The organism is Pseudomonas sp. ERMR1:02 (genome assembly GCF_002277815.1).
In the GTDB taxonomy this organism is placed as follows: domain Bacteria; phylum Pseudomonadota; class Gammaproteobacteria; order Pseudomonadales; family Pseudomonadaceae; genus Aquipseudomonas.
On sequence record NZ_NKJI01000003.1, the window covers coordinates 434,659 to 453,151 of the forward strand.

The window sequence follows — 18,493 nt, forward strand, 5'->3', positions numbered from 1 at the left end:
CATTCCTTATGCGCGGTAATTGACGCGGGGGCTGGCCGACACTGGGACGCTCCGTATAATGCCGACATCGCCACTGGTATGGATTAACGGATTGCATATGACTGAACAGCGCCCGATTGCGGTCCTGGGAGGCGGAAGTTTTGGTACCGCCGTGGCTAACCTGCTCGCCGAAAACGGGCATCAGGTGCTGCAGTGGATGCGTGATCCCGAACAGGCCGAGGCCATTCGGGTCAATCGCGAGAACCCGCGCTACCTTAAAGGCATCAAGATTCTGCCCGGTGTGACCCCGGTCACCGACCTGCAAGCCACCCTGCAAGCCTGCGACCTGAGTTTCGTCGCGTTGCCATCCAGCGCGCTGCGTTCGGTGTTGGCCCCGCATGCCGAACTGCTGCGCGGCAAGATGCTGGTGAGCCTGACCAAGGGTATCGAAGCCCACACATTCAAGCTGATGAGCCAGATCCTCGAAGAGATCGCCCCGCAAGCGCGCATCGGCGTTTTGTCCGGGCCGAATCTGGCCCGTGAAATCGCCGAGCACGCGTTGACCGCAACGGTAGTCGCCAGTGAAGACGAAGAACTCTGCGAACGGGTTCAAGCCGTACTGCATGGCCGTACGTTTCGTGTGTACGCCAGCGCCGACCGTTTCGGCGTGGAGCTGGGCGGGGCGTTGAAGAACTGCTACGCGATCATCGCCGGCATGGCGGTGGCGCTGAACATGGGAGAAAACACCAAGAGCATGCTGATCACCCGGGCGCTGGCGGAGATGACACGCTTCGCGGTGAATCAGGGCGCCAACCCGATGACCTTTCTCGGTCTGGCAGGCGTGGGCGATTTGATCGTGACCTGTTCGTCGCCGAAAAGTCGTAACTACCAGGTCGGGTTTGCCCTCGGCCAGGGGTTGAGCCTGGAGGAGGCGGTCAACCGTCTGGGCGAAGTGGCCGAAGGCGTGAATACCCTCAAGGTGCTCAAGGCCAAGGCCCAGGAAGTGGGCGTGTACATGCCGCTGGTCGCCGGGCTGCACGCGATCCTGTTCGAAGGGCGCACGCTTGAGCAGGTGATCGGGCTGCTGATGCGTGGTGAGCCGAAAACCGACGTCGACTTTATTTCCACCAGCGGTTTCAACTGAGCCCTCTACTTATCAGGAACGGAGCGAGACATGAGCGATCAAAAAGTAGAAGCCAAATACGAGTCCATTCTGCTGCGGGTACTTTGGATGATCGTCTTTGTGCTGGTTTGGCAAGTGGCGCAATTCATTCTTGGCGCGGTGGTGCTGGTGCAGTTGATCTATCGTTTGATCTATGGCGCCCCGAGCGCCACCCTGATGAACTTCGGCGACAGCCTGAGCCAGTTTCTGGCGCAGATCGGTCGTTTCGGCAGTTTTCACAGCGACCAGAAGCCCTGGCCGTTCGCCGATTGGCCAACGCCGCGTACGCCGGAAGGTGAAGCGCCGCACGTCGTGGCGCCAGCCCCGCATCCGGCCCGAGATGAGGAACCCAAGCTATGAAACTCTGGGTATTGCGTCATGGTGAAGCTGTACCACACGGTTCCACGCCCCACGATTCGGAGCGGGAATTAACGGCCAACGGTCGTGCAGAAGTGCTGCGTGCCGCTGCCAACCTGATTGGTCAGCCGCTTACAGCGATCTACGCCAGCCCTTATGTGCGAGCGCAGCAGACCGCGCAACTGGTACGGGATACCTTGGGTTTCGGGCCGGAAATCCGCATCGTCGAGTGGTTGACCCCGGATGTCGACCCCGACAGAGTTACCGATCAATTGAAGTCAGTAACTAATGTGCTGCTGGTTTCCCATAATCCACTGGTGGGGAACCTGCTCAGCTACCTGCAACATGGCGCCGGTCATCCACCGGAAAGAGTCAGTACCGCCGGCTTGGCCGAGCTTGAAAGCAATGAACTGCTGATCGGATCGATGAAGCTCAACAGCATCAAGCACCCATAAGCGCTCTATTTTTGCTTTTTGCTTGTGTAGGAGCGAGGCTTGACCGCGAAGCTCTTGGCGGTTTCAAGGGCCTCTTCGCGGGCAATCCTCCCCCCTACAGGTCCCATGTCGTTCAAAAAATATTGTATGAAATTGCCAACCAAGCAGTTGCTTGGTTAGCTACGCTTGCTCCAGACCAAAAACAAAGGAGCGAGTCGCATGTCTGCTGCTTTTCGTTTGCCGTTGGATGTGTTCTACGAGCGTGAAGCCCGTCATCCCCGCCAGCGCTTTATGGTCCAGCCTATCGGCGGCGGGCAGGTCGAGACCCTGACCTGGGCCGACGTCGGTCATCAGGCCCGCTGCGCGGCGCACTGGCTGCGGGCCCGCGAATTGCCCCAAGGCAGTCACATCGCCCTGATATCGAAAAACTGTTCGCACTGGATCATTGCCGACCTGGCAATCTGGATGGCCGGGCATGTTTGCGTGCCACTGTACCCAAACCTTACAGCCGAGTCCGCGGCCCAGGTGCTGGAGCACTCGGAAGTGGCGTTGGCCTTTATTGGCAAACTCGATGACTGGCCTGGCATGTCCCGCGGAGTCCGCCCGGACCTGGTGACCATCAGCCTGCCGCTGCATCCGCCAGGCACCTTCGATTTCAGCTGGGCCGATCTGCAACGCAGTTCGCCGATCCAGGACGACCCCAAGCCTGGCGCAGATCAACTGGCGACCATCATCTACACATCCGGCACTACCGGCATGCCCAAAGGGGTGATGCACAGCTTCGGCAATCTGGGATTCGCCACCACTCGCGGCACGCAGTTGTTCGGCCTGAAGGAGTCGGATCGACTGCTGTCCTACCTGCCGCTTTGCCACGTTGCCGAACGGATGTTCGTCGAACTCGCGTCAATTTATACCGGGCAAACCGTATTCTTTGCCGAGAGCCTCGACACCTTCCTTACCGATCTGCGGCGTGCCCGGCCGACGGCGCTGTTCGGCGTGCCACGCATCTGGACCAAATTTCAGATGGGTGTGTACAGCAAGATCCCGGAAAAACGCCTCGACTTCCTGCTCGGTCTGCCGATTATCGGCAAGCGGGTCGGGCACAAAGTCCTCGCTGGATTGGGCCTTGATGCCTTGCGCGTGGCGTTGTCCGGTGCCGCGCCGGTGCCGCTGAGCTTGCTGCTGTGGTACCGCAAACTGGGGCTGGATGTGCTGGAGGTCTACGGCATGACGGAAAGCTGCGGCTACTCGCACATCTGTCTGCCGGGGCAGAACAAACCTGGCTGGATCGGCAAGCCCTGCCCGGAGGTCGAGGTACGAATCGATGAATCGGGCGAGGTGCTGGTACGCAGCGGCGCGACCATGCTCGGGTATTTCAAGGAGCCGCAGAAAACCGCCGACACCATCACCGCGGACGGCTTCCTGCGCACCGGCGACAAAGGCGAGGAAGACGCCGAAGGTTACCTGCGCCTGACCGGTCGCCTGAAGGAAATTTTCAAGACCAGCAAAGGCAAGTACGTGGCACCGGCGCCCATCGAAAATCGCCTGGCGGTGCATTCACGCATCGAGCAGGTATGCGTGGTTGGCGATGGCTTGAGTGCACCATTGGGCTTGTGCGTTCTCTCGGCGGTGGGGCAGCAGGACGCGGGGGGAGCGGCGCGCGCAGGTTTGCTCTCCAGTCTGGAAAAATTGCTGGAAGAGGTCAATGCGGCCCTCGATAAACACGAACGCTTACGGCGCCTGGTGGTGGTCAAGGACAGCTGGGCCGTGGAAAACGGCTTCCTCACACCGACCCTGAAGATCAAGCGCAACGTCATCGAAGCGGCCTACGGCGCACGCTTCGATGAATGGAGCGAGCGCAGCGAAGCGGTGCTGTGGCAGGATTGAGCCACGAACAAAACCAACAAGGAAAACCTGCGATGAGCCTGTGGCGAACCACACCCAACATCGAACAGTTGAACGCAATCCAGAAAAACACCATTGGCGAAGTGCTGGATATCCGCTTCGAAGCCTTCGATGAAGAGTCGCTGACCGCGAGCATGGTCATCGACCACCGCACCCACCAGCCTTACGGCTTGCTGCATGGTGGCGCCTCGGTGGTGCTGGCCGAGTCCGTCGGCTCCATGGCGAGTTACCTGTGCATCGACGCCAGCAAGTTTTACTGCGTGGGCCTGGAAATCAACGCCAACCATCTTCGAGGCTTGCGAAGTGGCCGGGTGACAGCGGTGGCCAAGCCGATCCACATTGGTCGCACGACCCATGTCTGGGACATTCGCTTAACTAGCGATGAGGGCAAGGCCAGTTGCGTGTCGCGCTTGACCATGGCGGTGGTGCCGCTGGGTGAAAACCCGCCCACGCGTTGACCTCGTACCCTGTAGGAGCGAGCCTGCTCGCGATGGTCGCCAACGATAACGCTGGGTGCCTGATTCCCCGAGGTGTTCTGGCGTTCATCGCGAGCTCGCTCCTACAAGGATCTGCTTTACCATGGCCGGACTGTCATCATTCCTGTCAGTTACGGTCATTGCTGTAGGGCACGGTCTTACGGACAATCAACGTCTGTTCTCGCTCATGGATGTTCCGGTATGTCGCAACAGATATTCTTCGCCCACGCCAATGGTTTCCCTTCGGGCACCTACGGCAAGTTGTTCGCAGCGCTGGCGCCCGAGTATCAGGTGACGCATCTGGAGCAACACGCCCATGACCCGCGTTTCCCGGCGGACGACAACTGGTACAACCTGGTGGACGAACTGATCCATCACCTGCAGCAACAGGCGGAACCGGTCTGGGGTGTCGGCCACTCCTTCGGCGGCGTGCTGCACCTGCACGCAGCATTGCGTTGCCCCGAGCTGTATCGCGGGGTGGTAATGCTCGATTCGCCGGTGCTCACCCGCACCGATCAATGGGTGATCCGGGCTGCCAAGCGCTTCGGTTTCATCGATAAGTTGACGCCCGCTGGCCGTACCTTGGGACGACGCGAAGAGTTCGCCGACCTCGAAAGCGCCCGCCGCTATTTCGCCGGAAAAACCCTGTTTCGCGGGTTCGATCCGGAGTGTTTCGACGCCTACCTGCAATACGGTTTGCAACAGGTCGGCGACAAGCTGCGCCTGCGCTTCGATCCGGCCACGGAAATCAGTATCTACCGTGGCGTGCCCCACACCAGCCCTGGCCGCACCCGGCAGTTGAAAGTGCCGCTGGCGCTGGTACGCGGACACAAGAGCCGGGTGGTGATGCGTCATCAAACCAGTTCGGTCGGGCGCATGCCGCTGGGCGAAGCCTTGTCCATGCCCGGTGGCCACATGTTCCCCCTCGAACGCCCCAAGGACACTGCCGCAATGCTGAAAAAACTGTTTAGCCGCTGGGACGGTCGCCAGCAGGATTGCGCATGAGCAACGTCGTCGAAGAAGTCCGCCTGAGCCTGCCGCACATCGAACTGGCGGCACATTTGTTCGGCCCTGAAGACGGTTTGCCAGTAATCGCCCTGCATGGCTGGCTCGACAATGCCAACAGTTTCGCCCGGCTGGCGCCGAAGCTCAAAGGCTTGCGCATCATTGCCCTGGACATGGCCGGTCACGGTCACTCCGGGCATCGTCCGGCGGGTGCCGGCTATGCCATGTGGGACTATGCCCACGATGTACTGCAAGTCGCCGACCAGCTTGGCTTAAGCCGTTTTGCGCTGCTGGGTCACTCGATGGGGGCGATCGCTTCCTTGATCATTGCCGGGTCACTGCCAGAACGTGTCACTCATCTGGCGTTGATCGACGGCATCATTCCTCCTACAGACAAAGGCGAAAATGCTGCCGAACGCATGGGCATGGCCTTGCAGGCGCAGCTGGATCTACGGGAAAAACGCAAGCCGGTCTACGGCACTCTCGAACGGGCCATCGAGGCGCGAATGAAGGGGGTAGTGGCGGTCAGTCGCGAAGCCGCCGAGTTGCTGGCCCAGCGTGGCCTGATGCCGGTGCCGGGCGGTTACACCTGGCGCACCGACAATCGCCTTACGCTGCCATCGCCGCTACGTCTTACCACTGAACAAGCGATGGCTTTTGTCCAACGCGTCAGTTGTCCTGCAAAACTGGTGGTTGCCGCCGACGGCATGCTCGCCAAGCATCCTGAATTGCTGGAGCGTCTACCCTTTAGCCGTGAACAGCTGCCAGGCGGCCACCATTTGCACCTGAATGACGAGTCCGGTGCCGATCTTGTCGCAGACTGTTTCAATCGGTTCTTCGCCGTTCCTTGACTTGCGCCGGGCAACTGTCGAGGCTGGGCGGGTTGAAATGGGAGACAACCATGATAGATCTGTACACCGCTGCGACCCCGAATGGCCACAAGGTCTCTATCGTGCTCGAGGAACTCGGCCTGCCTTACACAGTGCAGGCCTTGAGTTTCGACAAGAAGGAACAGAAGTCCCCGGACTTCCTCAAGATCAACCCCAATGGCCGGATTCCGGCGATTGTCGATCGCGCCAACGGTGATTTCGCCGTGTTCGAATCCGGCGCCATCCTGATTTACCTCGCTGAAATGACCGGCAAACTGTTGCCCACCGACCCCAAGGGGCGTTCGGTAGCATTGCAGTGGCTGATGTTCCAGATGGGCGGCATCGGCCCGATGCAGGGGCAGGCCAACGTGTTTTTCCGGTATTTTCCGGAAAAACTCCAGGGCGCCATCGACCGCTATCAGCATGAAACACGCCGCCTCTACGAAGTGCTCGACACCCGTCTGCAAGCCGAGGAGTTTCTCGCCGGGGAGTACAGCATTGCCGACATTGCGACCTTCCCATGGGTACGTGGCTACGAGTGGTCCGGTGTTTCGGTGGATGGCCTGACAGCGTTGCAACGCTGGATGGCAACCATGGAAGCGCGGCCAGCGGTGCAGCGCGGTTTGCTGATTCCTGAACGCACCGATGACGCCAGCGTCGTCAAGGGTGCCCAGGCCATGCTGATCCGATGAGTCTATCGAAGCGTTCTCTCAGTCTGCTGGCACTGTGTAGTTTCAGTCCCCTTTTGTTTGCCGCTGATATCCCGGGCAGTCAGGACCTGCCGATCGTGCCGCGCATGACCGATGCGCAAATCGTCGACTACCGCCCTGCGGCCGAATTCGAGCGGATTTATCCGCTCGGTTCGATCCGCAAGATCAGCGGCCAGTTGCGCTTCGACGGTCAGGTCAGCACCCGTGGCAACGTCACGTCGGTGACCTACGAGTTGCCGCCGGAACATTCATCCATCGATGCCTTCACCGCTGCCCGCGAAGCGTTGCAGAAGCAGAACGCTCAGTTGCTGTTCTGGTGCCAGGCCCGTGATTGCGGTGAAAGCAGCCTGTGGGCCAACGAAGTGTTCGGCAACGCCAAGCTCTACGGCTCCGATAATGAACAGGCGTACCTGCTGTTGCGTCTGGCCGCCCCTCAGGACAATACGTTGGTGGCTCTTTACAGCATCACTCGAGGCAATCGCAAAGCCTATCTTCACGTCGAACAGTTCGATGCAGCCGCACCGCTGGGCGATTTGCTGCCGACCTCCGCGACCTTGCTGCGCGAACTCAAGAGCACCGGCGAACTAGACTTCCCCAAACTGACCAATGCGCCAGATGACTCCTGGCTGCGATTGATTTCCCGTGGCATGAACCTGGACGCGACCCTGCGGGTGAGTATTTCCGGAGCGAATGCCGAAGCCTGGCGTCAGGCATTGATCGGGCAGGGTGTGCGTGCGGCACGGATGGAGACCGGCAGCGTCGAAGGCTCTGGCCTGCATTTCCAACTGTTGCGATAAGCTTTAAAGGGTGAACGCGTCCTGCGCGTTCGCCTACTCTTTCGCAAACTGACTTTTTTGAGCTTTTTTTTCAGGACATTGGATGATCAGTAACGATCGGCTGTTGGTGCAGATCCTGCTCCTGGTGCTGTTTGGTGCGAGCTTCTGGGTGATGGCGCCGTTCTGGTCGGCGTTGTTCTGGGGCGCGGTGCTGGCCTTTGCCAGTTGGCCGCTGATGCGCCTGCTGACCCGCTGGCTCAATGGTCGAGAATCCCTGGCGGCAGCGCTATTGACCATGGGCTGGATGGTGCTGGTGGCGGCGCCGCTGGTGTGGCTGGGGTTCAACCTGGCGGATCATGTGCGTGATGCCGTGGCGTTCATCAAGGATGTGCAGGTCGATGGCCTGCCGCAAGCACCGGTCTGGCTGGGCAGTGTTCCCTTAGTGGGCGAACGTCTGACGACGTTCTGGAACAGTGTCGATCAGCAAGGCGCGGCGATGATGGTGTCGCTAAAACCTTACTTCGGCCAGGTCGGAAACTGGTTGCTGGCGCGCAGTGCGCAGATTGGTGGCGGCATTCTCGAGCTTACCTTGAGCATTGTCTTCGTGTTCTTTTTCTATCGTGACGGGCCCAGGATTGCGGCATTCGTACGTGGCCTGCTGGAACGACTGATCGGCGACCGCGCCGGGTATTACATCGAACTGGTGGCGGGCACGGTGCAGCGGGTGGTGAACGGTGTGATCGGCACGGCAGCGGCCCAGGCGGTACTGGCGCTTATCGGGTTCCTGATTGCCGGCGTGCCGGGGGCTTTGGTACTCGGCATTTTCACGTTCCTGCTCAGCCTGATTCCCATGGGGCCGCCGCTGGTATGGCTCCCGGCCACGGCCTGGCTGGCCTGGAAAGGCGAGTACGGGATGGCGGTGTTCCTCGGGATCTGGGGCACATTCATCATCAGTGGCGTGGACAACGTGCTCAAGCCTTACCTGATCAGTCGCGGCGGGAATCTGCCATTGGTGATTGTGCTGCTGGGGGTATTCGGCGGGTTGATTGCGTTCGGCTTCATCGGCCTGTTCATCGGTCCGACGCTGCTGGCGGTGGCGTACAGCTTGTTGACCGACTGGAGCAAGAGCCAAGCGAGGGGCGATGACCGACGCTGAATTCAGGACGGAGTGCGCAGGAGACGTAGAAAACAGACTCGCGTTGGTCTGGCGGACGGATGATGGGGGACCGTCAGACCAACGCAAGGCTGAAAAGAAGCAGCTTTAAGCGGCAAGCTGCAAAGAATGCGCGTGAACTCTAAACTTGTGGCTTGAAGCTTGCCGCTGCGTCTTTAGAACTTCGCTTCGGCATCCAGTTGCAGGGTGTTGATGTCCGAATCTTTCTTGTTGATGTTGGCGTTGGTCTGGTCAGAGGTAGCCAAGAAGTAGGTGGCACCCAGGGCGAAGTTCTTGTCCAGCTCGTAGCTCACTTTCAGCTTGCTGCCGCGCGAACCGGTAAAACCGTTGGCGAAGTCGGAGTCGGTGAAGGCGCCAACCACTGCGTTACGCTGCACGTCGCGGTAGTTGTAGTCCACGGCGAAGCCGTAGAACTTGGTCTTGACGCCAGCCAGCCAGGCGGTGTCCTGATCGTTGCTGGCATTTTTGTTGTCGACGTACTGACCGTAGAGCGAGAGCGGTACTGGCAGGCCGCCGATGTCGAGCTGACCGAAGCCTTCGTACAGTTTGAACTGTTCGTTCGGGCTGTTGCCGTTGATAGCCAATTGTCCTGGGATGACGCCGGCGACCGGGGTGATGTTGTCATCATTGTCGTAGCCGTAGACGCTACCACCCAGGGTCAGTTTCAGGTTGTCGGTGATGCCGAAGCGCGCGCCCAACTGACCCGCATACAGACGCAGGTCGTGTTTGAACTGCACGCCGTCGCCGTCGACGTTGTCCTTGAGGGTGTAGTGACCGGCGCTACCGAACAGCTCAGTACTGCCGCTCAGCGGGTACTTGTACGACAGCGACAGACCTTCAGGGCTGATGTCGCTATCCCAGATGATGTCGCCCATGCTCACCCATTGCTGAGGCATCTTGCCGCCAACGATGTGCAGGTTTTTGATGGCGTCCGGGTGGTAGTCGACGTAGCCCTGATCCAGCCAGATCTGCTTCTTGTCGAAGTAGTTGTCCAGGCTCTGGTTGGTGGAGCGCGGGTCGTCGTTGTTACCGGTGGCGATACGGATACCGGTATCGACTTGCGGGTTGATTTCGCTGTAGGCACCCAAGCGGGCACGAACGCGCTGACGATTCTGGTCTTTGTTGTTCGATACGCCGTCGTTTTGCACGGTTTCCTGACGGAAACGCACGTCGCCCTTGAATTGGGTCTTGGCGGCCCACGCCAGTTTCTGGTCGAAGGTGCTCAGTTCATTGGTCTTCTTCGCGGTTGCCGCGATTTGCTCGTTGCTCTCTTGTTGAGCTTGACGGGCGATTTGCTGGTCTTTTTGGTCCCTGGCCAGCTCGGCTTGCAGTTCGCTGTACTGCGCGTTGGTGATCGAGCCGTTAGCTTTGAGCATGTCGAGCAGTTTGGCGTCGACTGCGGCGCTGGCCGGAACACTCATGGCCAGCAGCAGGCCCCCACACAGGGCTGCCGCAGTTTTCGTGGAAGCAAGACGCATATCAATCTCCGAAGATGAGAGTGGATGACTGAGCCATCCAGGGCACAACCGACCATTGATGGACGGAAAACAGTGACCGGGTATAACCCGGCGCTCTAAAAACAGGCGCCAGTATCGCGATGGTTTATGACAGAGCAGTGGCAATGTGATGGCGTGTCGATGACGATACAAAGTCTTCGCGAACTATTGAGTTAGAGCGCTGTCGTCCAATTGCGGGTGTGCAATGAATGGCGATAGGCGATACTTGCGGGGCTTTAGCGCCATGAATGAGTGAGGATGGTGATGCCGTTGCAACGTCTGCAAAGTCTGTCCGAAATCGCTCCGCAAACGTGGGACGCCCTGGTGCCCGAGACTCAGCCGTTTCTGAGTCACGCCTTTCTGAGTGCACTGGAAGACAGCGGCAGCATTGGTCCCCATTCCGGCTGGCAGCCCGAACATTTGCTGCATGTCGAAGGTGATCGACTGATCGCCGCATTGCCCAGTTACCGCAAATGGCATTCCTACGGCGAGTACGTGTTCGACCACGCCTGGGCTGATGCTTGCGAACGCGCCGGCATTGATTACTACCCCAAACTCTTGACCGCCGTTCCGTTCAGCCCGGTCAGCGGTCCGCGTTTGCTGGCCGCCAGCGTCGAGGACGGCTTCGAATTACTGAAAAGCCTGCCGGGTTATCTTGAGATCGAACAACTCTCCAGCGCCCACATCAACTTCACCGATCCGTTTACTGATGCCGCGTTGTCCGAACAACCGGGTTGGTTGCAACGCATTGGCTGTCAGTACCACTGGCAGAACCGCGGCTATCGGGACTTCCAGGATTTCCTCGATGCCCTCAGTTCGCGAAAACGCAAACAGATGCGCAAGGAACGCGAGCAAGTGGCGGGGCAGGGGTTTGAGTTCGAATGGCTCGAAGGCCGGCAACTGACCCAGGTGCAGTGGGATTTTGTCTACGCCTGCTACGCCAATACCTACGCGGTGCGTAGGCAAAGACCTTACCTGACGCGGGAGTTTTTCAGCCTGCTGGCCGAGCGCATGCCGCAATCGATCCGCGTGGTGTTTGCCTTACAGGGCTCACGGCCGGTGGCGATGGCTTTCAGTCTGGTGGGGGGCGACAGTTTCTACGGTCGTTACTGGGGCTGTCTGGCGGAGTTCGATCGCCTGCACTTCGAGACCTGTTTCTACCAGGGAATGGACTATGCGATCGCCAACGGCTTCCAGCGCTTCGATGCCGGAGCCCAGGGTGAGCACAAGTTGATTCGTGGGTTTGAACCGGTGATCACTCATTCCTGGCATTACCTGCGCCATCCTGGCCTGAAGGCCGCGGTCAAAGATTTCCTGCATCAGGAGCGGGTGGGTGTGCTGGCCTATGCCGAGGATGCGAAGACGGCGTTGCCTTATCGGCAATCCTGATTCGGGTGGATCACACTAACCCCTGACTGATCGTTCCCACGCTCTGCGTGGGAATGCAGCCCGTGACGCTCCGCGTCACTGGACGCAGAGCGTCCCTTGAGGCATTCCCACGCGGAGCGTGGGAACGATCAGTCCTCCGGGGGGGTCAATCGATCCCGACAAACCCACCCGTCTGGTGCTGCCACAACCGCGCATACAAACCGCCATGGGCCAGCAGTTCGGCGTGGCTGCCGGTTTCGGCGATCTTGCCGTTCTCCAGCACCACCAACCGGTCCATCCGGGCGATGGTCGAAAGCCGGTGGGCGATGGCAATCACGGTTTTGCCCTGCATCAGGGTTTCCAGACTTTCCTGGATCGCCGCTTCGACCTCCGAATCCAGTGCCGACGTGGCTTCGTCCATGATCAGGATCGGCGCGTCCTTGAGCAGCACCCGGGCGATGGCGATCCGCTGACGCTGGCCGCCGGAGAGCTTCACCCCGCGTTCACCGACATGGGCATCGAAGCCGATGCGCCCTTCAGCGTCCGACAGCGTGGGAATGAAGCCGTCGGCGCGCGCTTTATGTACCGCCTCCCAGAGCTCGGTGTCGGTTGCGTCGGGTTTGCCATACAGCAGATTGTCGCGGATCGAACGATGCAGCAGGGATGTGTCCTGGGTGATCATGCCGATGCGTTCGCGCAAGCTTTCCTGGCTGACATCGGCAATGTTCTGGCCGTCGATAAGAATCCTCCCGCCCTCCACGTCGTAGAGGCGCAGGAGCAGGTTGACCAGCGTCGACTTGCCAGCACCGGACGGACCGATCAGGCCGATTTTCTCACCGGGTTTGATCGTCAGGTCGAGCCCGCCGATGATTCCGCTCTTTTTGCCGTAGTGAAAGTCCACGTTATCGAAACGCACTTCGCCACGGGCCACGGCCAACGGTTTGGCCTGGTCGCGGTCAGTTACGCTGACCGGTTGCGAGATGCTCTGCAAACCGTCCTGAACCATGCCAATGTTTTCGAAAATACCGGTAACCACCCACATGATCCAGCCGGACATGTTGACGATCCGGATCACCAGTCCGGTGGCTAGCGCGATCGCGCCCACGGTAATCAGCGACTGCGTCCACAGCCAAAGGGCCAGCCCGGTGGTGCAGACGATCAACAGGCCGTTCATGCTGGTGATGACCACGTCCATGCTGGTGACGACACGGCCGGCGAGTTGTGCTTTTTCGGTTTGTTCCTTGATCGCTTCGCGGGCGTATTGCTGCTCGAAGTTGGTGTGAGCGAACAGCTTCAGGGTGGTGATGTTGGTGTAGCCGTCGACGATACGCCCCATGAGTTTTGAGCGTGCATCGGAAGACACGACCGAGCGTTCCTTGACCCGTGGCACGAAGTAATAGAGAGCGCTGATGAACGCGACGATCCAGGTCAGCAACGGGATCATCAGGCGCCAGTCGGCTTCGGCGAACAGCACCAGCGAACTGATGGCGTAGATCAGCACGTGCCACAGTGCATCCACCGCTTGCACGGCCGAATCGCGCAACGAGTTGCCGGTTTGCATGATGCGTTGGGCAATGCGCCCGGCGAAGTCATTCTGGAAAAAATTCAGGCTTTGTTTGAGCACGTAACTGTGGTTTTGCCAGCGGATCAGGCTGGTCATGCTAGGGCTTAAGGTCTGGTGCACCAGCAGGTCATGCAGGCCGACGAACACCGGACGCAGAATCAGCGCCACCACCACCATCCATGCCAGTTCGGTGCCGTGTTCCTGGAAGAAGTCGACATTGGGTGTGCCCTGGGCCAGATCGATGATGCGGCTCAGGTAGCTGAACAACGCCACTTCGATCAAGGCGCCGAACAGGCCGACTATCAGGAGGGCGGCGAAACTCGGCCAGACCTGCTTGAGATAATAGGTATAGAAGGGCAGAACGCGATCCGGCGGAGCGGCTGTCGGGGCGTCGCGGAAGATGTCGATCAGTTTTTCAAAACGGCGATAAAGCATCGGTTTTCCACCCGCGAACGGGCACTCCTTTAAACGGTTTGAGCGTTGCCGGTAAAACCGGCAACGGCTCGGACATCCTTGTCCATCTTAGTATCAGTCGATGCGCTTGGCCGACTTGATGAACACCGGATCGGCCGGCACATCTTTCATACCGCCGCGCATGGTGGTTGGCGAGTTGACGATGATGTCGACCACATCCATGCCTTTGACCACTTTACCGAACACCGCGTAGCCATCACCCTGGTCAAGGAAATCGTTGTCCTTGACGTTGATGAAGAACTGGCTGGTGGCTGAATCAGGCACAGAAGTACGCGCCATGGACAAGGTGCCACGAACGTTCATCAGGCCATTCTTGTGCTCGTTCTTGATCGGCGCCTTGGTGTCTTTTTGCTGCATTTGTTGGGTGAATCCGCCGCCCTGAACCATGAAGCCCGGAATCACCCGGTGGAAAATCGTGTTGTTGTAGAAGCCGCTGTCCACGTACTCAAGGAAGTTCTTGGTACTGATCGGGGCCTTGACCGGGTCCAGTTCGATTTCGATCTGGCCGTTGGTGGTTTCCAGCAGGACATGCGGCGCCTTGGCAGGCGTCGCCGCCATCAGGTTGGCGGCAAACAGTACGGAGCCAGCGGCGAGGGCGATTTTTTTCAGCATGGGTCAGTGATCCTGAGTGTGGTGGTATCGACTGCGGTGAGAAACTCGAGCAGTGTCTGGTTGAAATGTTCTGGCTGATCCAGCGGGGTAGCGTGACGCGAGTCGGCAATCACCACCAGCCGCGCATCGGGCAGCAGTTTTACGTAATTCTCCTTCAGCGAGACCGGCGTGTAGTCACGGTCGGCGCTGACGATGAGGGTTGGACAGGACACTTTCGAAAGTCGTTCCTGAACCCCCCAGCCAACGATGGCATCGAAGCTGGCGAGATAAGCATGTTTGTCATTTTTGCCCAGCGTTCGGTCATCTTTTGTCGCAGATCCGCCTGCTCGGGTTTGGGAAATAACTTGCCGCCCAGGGTTTTGCCAATGGTGCGCAAACTGAGGACGCGCATCAGGCTCCAGCGTTTGAACCACTGCCAGTAATCGTCGCGGCTGCGCAGTTTGACCTCGGGCGCGCTGTTGACGATGCACAGGCTTTTAAGCAGTTGCGGCTGATCCACGCCCAGCTGAAAACCGATCATGCCGCCCATGGACAAGCCTACATAATGGGTCGGGCCAAGATTCAGATGCTCTATTAGCGCGACCAGATCGGCGCTGAATCCGGCAATGCTGTATCGCTCGCGGGGCTTGTCGGAGCGCCCGTGGCCGCGCACATCGGGGACGATCACCCGGTAGCGAGCGGCCAGCGCGGGGATCTGTTTTTCCCAGTCCAGGGTGCTGGAACCCAGGCCGTGGACCAGCAGCAACGGCGTGCCGTGGCCATATTCCTCATAGTGCAGGTTGCAACCTTCGTGTTCGAAATAGGCCATGCATACACTCCGTGTCAGGCTTGTTCAGGGGCAGCGAATGGTGCGTCCAGCGGCGCGGTGTCAAAGGTGCGCAGCAGTTCGATAAGAATCTGCGTGGCCGGGCCGAGTGGTTTGTCCTTGTTCGAATACAGGTAAAAACTCGGGTTACGGCTACCGCCTTGATCCAACGGTAGCAGCTTGAGCGTACCTTCCTTGAGTTCCCGTTCAATCATGTGCCTTGGCAACCACGCGAACCCAAGGCCGCTGCCGACAAAAGTGGCGGCGGTGGCCAGGCTACCGACGGTCCAGCGTTGTTCCGCGCCGAGCCAGCCTACATCCCGTGGTTGCTGGCGACCGGAGTCGCGGATGACCACCTGCAATTGGCTTTCAAGGTCCTGGAAATTCAGTTCACGGTTAAGGCGGTGCAGGGGGTGTTCCGGGTGGGCGACCGCGACAAACTCGACATCGCTCAATTCCGCGCCCAGATACCCGGGAATGCTGAAACCGCTGATGGCCAGGTCGGCCACGCCTTCGAGCAGCACTTCTTCCACCCCCGACAATACTTCCTCGCGCAAACGCACCCGGCAACCACGGCTTTGCGGCATGAACGCGGTCAGGGCGCGGACGAGGCGGGCGCTGGGGTAAGCGGCGTCGACCACCAGGCGCACTTCGGCTTCCCAGCCTTGTTCCATGTGGTGGGCAAGGTCTTCCAGTTGACTGGCCTGTTTTACCAGTTGCCGGGACCGGCGCAGCAGTACACCACCGGCCTCGGTCAGCACCGCTTTGCGGCCATCGATGCGCAGCAGCGGCACACCGAGGTGGTCCTGCATGCGCGCTACGGTGTAGCTGACTGACGATTGCGAGCGGTGCAGCGCCTCGGCGGCCTGGGCGAAACCACCGTGGTCGACCACGGCCTGAAGCGTTCGCCATTGATCAAGGGTCACGCGGGGCGCTTTCATGATGGGCTCCTGTTGTCCTAAGCTGGCAGTTCTTATTGGAGACTGCTGAATGAAAAAAATCTGTTTATTGCTGCTGGCAATGTTGCCACTGACTGCGTTTGCCTATCCGATCGACGTACAAAAAGAACTCAACGGCCTGAAGATCGACTACACCACCTATGCCTCCGATTACGACATGGGTTCGATTACCGTGAACAACTACGGTGAGACCGCCGCCGAATGCGCGGTAGTGTTTCGCAATGGTCCTGAATCGCCAAAGACACGCAGGATCAATCTCGATGCCGGCAAAAGCGCGGACCTTTCAGCCAAGTTCAATCGCAAAATCATCAAGCTGTACATCAGCATGACCTGCAAGCCGAAATGACATCCAGCGGAGCAGGCCAGCCCGTCATGCTCCGCTTATAAACGAATTTATTGATCGGTTATAGCAGTTATTTGCGCTTTTTGATCGATGCAACACTGTTTAACCTTCACTCCATCGACCTACAGCATTCTCAGATGGAGACTACATCCCATGTCACGCGTTCTGATCATCGAAAGCAGTGCCCGTCAGCAAGACTCGGTTTCCCGTCAACTGACCCAGACCTTCATCAACCAGTGGAAAGCCGCGCACCCGCAGGACCAGATCACCGTTCGTGACCTGGCCGTCAACCCGGTGCCCCACCTGGACATCAACCTGCTGGGCGGCTGGATGAAACCCGCCGATCAGCGCAGCGACATCGAACAGCTTTCCCTGGAACGCTCCAACCAGTTGACCGACGAATTGCTGGCTGCCGACGTGCTGGTCATGGCTGCGCCGATGTATAACTTCGCCATTCCGAGCACCCTCAAAGCCTGGCTCGATCATGTGCTGCGTGCCGGCGTGACCTTCAAGTACACCGAAACCGGTCCGCAGGGCCTGCTTAGCGGCAAACGTGCCTACGTGCTGACCGCTCGCGGCGGGATCTACGCCGGCAGCACCGCGGACCATCAGGAACCGTACCTGCGTCAGGTCATGGGCTTCATCGGCATCCACGACGTGACGTTCATTCACGCCGAAGGCATGAACCTGGGCGGCGACTTCCAGGAGAAAGGCCTGAACCAGGCCAATGCCAAGCTTTCGCAGGTGGCCTGACCGGTTAATCGCCAGATAATCGCTGGATGGTCTAGTGACCTGGCGCAACCCTTCAAGCCTGTACGCGCATCGAACCTCCCTTTGCACTTATTGCTCCTGAGTGCTGTAGCCCGATTGAACGCTTTAGCGAGATCGGGCTTTTTTTTGCGCGGGATTTGATGAATTTCCACCAATCCCCTGTGGGAGCGGGCTTGCTCGCGAATGCGGTGTGTCATTCAACTTTGATGGTGACTGACACGACCTCTTCGCGAGCAAGCCCGCTCCCACAGGGGATTGGTGCTGCCTGACGATTCGCAGTGAAGGGCAAAACCCGCTATCGTCGCCGCCATTCGAAACGAGGCGAGCATGGGCTATCTACTTTTTGTCACGCTGATCCAGGCGTTTTCCTTCAGTCTGATCGGCGAATACCTTGCCGGCCATGTCGACAGTTACTTCGCGGTGCTGGTGCGCGTGCTGCTGGCCGGACTGGTGTTCATTCCATTGACGCGCTGGCGCTCGGTGGCGCCTGCTTTCATGCGCGGCATGTTGCTGATCGGCGCCCTGCAGTTCGGCGTAACTTACGTCTGTCTGTACCTGAGCTTTCGCGTGCTGACGGTCCCGGAAGTGTTGCTGTTCACCATCCTCACGCCGTTGCACGTGACCCTGATCGAAGACGCGCTGAATCGCCGCTTCAATCCATGGGCATTGATCGCAGCCCTGGTGGCGGTGGCAGGCGCGGCGGTCATTCGTTTCGACCGCATCAACCCGGATTTCTTCATGGGGTTCCTGCTGCTGCAACTGGCCAACTTCACCTATGCCGCCGGACAAGTGCTCTATAAGCATCTGGTGGCGCGGTATCCGAGCGATCTGCCGCATTACCGACGCTTCGGCTATTTCTACCTGGGTGCACTGGCGGTGGCATTGCCGGCATTTCTGCTGTTCGGCAAACAGAACTTCCTGCCCGAAGCGCCACTGCAATGGGGCGTATTGTTCTTCCTCGGCCTGGTCTCGACGGCGTTGGGGTTGTACTGGTGGAATAAAGGCGCGTGCCTGGTCAATGGCGGGACGCTGGCGGTGATGAACAACCTGCATGTGCCGGTGGGGTTGTTGATCAATTTGCTGATCTGGAATCAGCATGAAGAGCTGGGGCGGTTGTTGCTGGGTGGGGCGGTGATTCTGATGGCGGTGTGGGTCAGTCGGTTGGGTGTCAGACCGGCCGCCTTGCACTCTTCGTAGGAGCGAGGCTTGCCCGCGAAGGCGGTGTGTCAGGAAACATTGGTGTCGATTGACACT

At 59.2% G+C, this 18,493-nt stretch carries 18 protein-coding genes and 2 pseudogenes; 14 read left to right on the plus strand and 6 right to left on the minus strand.

What is annotated here, in order from left to right; translation table 11 throughout:
• Window positions 1–97 precede the first annotated feature (97 nt).
• The 10 genes from CES87_RS08125 to CES87_RS08170 all read left to right on the plus strand — a co-directional run bounded on the left by CES87_RS08125 (window position 98) and on the right by CES87_RS08170 (window position 8,829).
• Entirely contained in the window at window positions 98–1,123 is a 1,026-nt protein-coding gene (locus CES87_RS08125) for an NAD(P)H-dependent glycerol-3-phosphate dehydrogenase (protein WP_128605723.1), read from the plus strand.
• Between the two features lie 30 nt (window positions 1,124–1,153).
• Window positions 1,154–1,501, plus strand: a complete 348-nt coding sequence (locus tag CES87_RS08130; RefSeq protein WP_128605724.1) for a DUF4389 domain-containing protein — start codon at window positions 1,154–1,156, stop codon at window positions 1,499–1,501.
• On the plus strand, window positions 1,498–1,953 hold the full coding sequence (sixA, locus tag CES87_RS08135) for a phosphohistidine phosphatase SixA (RefSeq protein ID WP_128605725.1): 456 nt from the start codon (window positions 1,498–1,500) through the stop codon (window positions 1,951–1,953). Before CES87_RS08130 ends, sixA begins: the two co-directional genes overlap by 4 nt.
• A gap of 198 nt (window positions 1,954–2,151) precedes the next feature.
• Entirely contained in the window at window positions 2,152–3,819 is a 1,668-nt protein-coding gene (locus tag CES87_RS08140) for an AMP-binding protein (protein WP_128605726.1), read from the plus strand.
• A gap of 32 nt (window positions 3,820–3,851) precedes the next feature.
• Window positions 3,852–4,295 carry a hotdog fold thioesterase gene (locus CES87_RS08145; protein WP_059406909.1) on the plus strand — a complete coding sequence of 148 codons (444 nt, stop codon included), beginning with the start codon at window positions 3,852–3,854 and terminating at the stop codon, window positions 4,293–4,295.
• Between the two features lie 219 nt (window positions 4,296–4,514).
• Window positions 4,515–5,318, plus strand: coding sequence for an alpha/beta fold hydrolase (locus CES87_RS08150; RefSeq protein WP_128605727.1), 804 nt, complete (start codon window positions 4,515–4,517; stop codon window positions 5,316–5,318).
• Window positions 5,315–6,169, plus strand: a complete 855-nt coding sequence (locus tag CES87_RS08155) for an alpha/beta hydrolase (protein WP_128605728.1) — start codon at window positions 5,315–5,317, stop codon at window positions 6,167–6,169. The genes CES87_RS08150 and CES87_RS08155 overlap by 4 nt, the downstream gene beginning before the upstream one ends.
• Before the next feature lie 50 nt (window positions 6,170–6,219).
• The gene (locus tag CES87_RS08160; RefSeq protein WP_128605729.1) at window positions 6,220–6,879 is read left to right on the plus strand and encodes a glutathione S-transferase family protein; all 660 of its coding nucleotides are present in this window, start codon (window positions 6,220–6,222) and stop codon (window positions 6,877–6,879) included.
• A complete protein-coding gene (locus CES87_RS08165) occupies window positions 6,876–7,694 on the plus strand; it encodes a DUF4892 domain-containing protein (protein ID WP_128605730.1) in 819 nt (272 codons plus the stop codon). Before CES87_RS08160 ends, CES87_RS08165 begins: the two co-directional genes overlap by 4 nt.
• Window positions 7,695–7,776: 82 nt before the next feature.
• On the plus strand, window positions 7,777–8,829 hold the full coding sequence (locus CES87_RS08170; RefSeq protein WP_128605731.1) for an AI-2E family transporter: 1,053 nt from the start codon (window positions 7,777–7,779) through the stop codon (window positions 8,827–8,829).
• Window positions 8,830–9,002: 173 nt separating this feature from the next.
• On the opposite strand, the gene CES87_RS08175 is transcribed toward CES87_RS08170, so the two are convergent.
• The gene (locus CES87_RS08175; protein ID WP_128605732.1) at window positions 9,003–10,325 is read right to left on the minus strand and encodes a putative porin; all 1,323 of its coding nucleotides are present in this window, start codon (window positions 10,323–10,325) and stop codon (window positions 9,003–9,005) included.
• 282 nt (window positions 10,326–10,607) lie between these two features.
• On the opposite strand from CES87_RS08175, the gene CES87_RS08180 reads away from it, so the two are divergent.
• Window positions 10,608–11,732 carry a GNAT family N-acetyltransferase gene (locus CES87_RS08180; protein ID WP_128605733.1) on the plus strand — a complete coding sequence of 375 codons (1,125 nt, stop codon included), beginning with the start codon at window positions 10,608–10,610 and terminating at the stop codon, window positions 11,730–11,732.
• Between the two features lie 145 nt (window positions 11,733–11,877).
• Here the strand turns inward: CES87_RS08180 and CES87_RS08185 are convergent, their stop codons facing one another.
• The 4 genes and pseudogenes from CES87_RS08185 to CES87_RS08200 all read right to left on the minus strand — a co-directional run bounded on the left by CES87_RS08185 (window position 11,878) and on the right by CES87_RS08200 (window position 16,107).
• Window positions 11,878–13,710, minus strand: coding sequence for an ABC transporter ATP-binding protein (locus tag CES87_RS08185; protein WP_128605734.1), 1,833 nt, complete (start codon window positions 13,708–13,710; stop codon window positions 11,878–11,880).
• A 93-nt stretch (window positions 13,711–13,803) separates the two neighbouring features.
• Window positions 13,804–14,361 carry a peptidylprolyl isomerase gene (locus tag CES87_RS08190; protein WP_128605735.1) on the minus strand — a complete coding sequence of 186 codons (558 nt, stop codon included), beginning with the start codon at window positions 14,359–14,361 and terminating at the stop codon, window positions 13,804–13,806.
• 3 nt (window positions 14,362–14,364) lie between these two features.
• Window positions 14,365–15,169 (minus strand): annotated as a pseudogene (locus tag CES87_RS08195) (alpha/beta fold hydrolase).
• A 14-nt stretch (window positions 15,170–15,183) separates the two neighbouring features.
• Window positions 15,184–16,107 (minus strand): LysR family transcriptional regulator, encoded by a 924-nt coding sequence (locus CES87_RS08200; RefSeq protein ID WP_128605736.1) that lies wholly within the window; start codon window positions 16,105–16,107, stop codon window positions 15,184–15,186.
• Between the two features lie 49 nt (window positions 16,108–16,156).
• On the opposite strand from CES87_RS08200, the gene CES87_RS08205 reads away from it, so the two are divergent.
• On the plus strand, window positions 16,157–16,471 hold the full coding sequence (locus CES87_RS08205) for a 3-phosphoglycerate kinase (RefSeq protein WP_128605737.1): 315 nt from the start codon (window positions 16,157–16,159) through the stop codon (window positions 16,469–16,471).
• Window positions 16,472–16,621: 150 nt separating this feature from the next.
• Window positions 16,622–17,221, plus strand: a complete 600-nt coding sequence (locus CES87_RS08210; protein ID WP_128605738.1) for an FMN-dependent NADH-azoreductase — start codon at window positions 16,622–16,624, stop codon at window positions 17,219–17,221.
• Window positions 17,222–17,389: 168 nt separating this feature from the next.
• Here the strand turns inward: CES87_RS08210 and CES87_RS32975 are convergent.
• Window positions 17,390–17,518: pseudogene (locus tag CES87_RS32975) on the minus strand (metal ABC transporter ATP-binding protein); the annotation flags it as partial.
• A 48-nt stretch (window positions 17,519–17,566) separates the two neighbouring features.
• Here CES87_RS32975 and CES87_RS08220 point away from each other — a divergent pair.
• Window positions 17,567–18,436, plus strand: coding sequence for a carboxylate/amino acid/amine transporter (locus tag CES87_RS08220; RefSeq protein WP_128605739.1), 870 nt, complete (start codon window positions 17,567–17,569; stop codon window positions 18,434–18,436).
• Window positions 18,437–18,493: the final 57 nt, after the last annotated feature.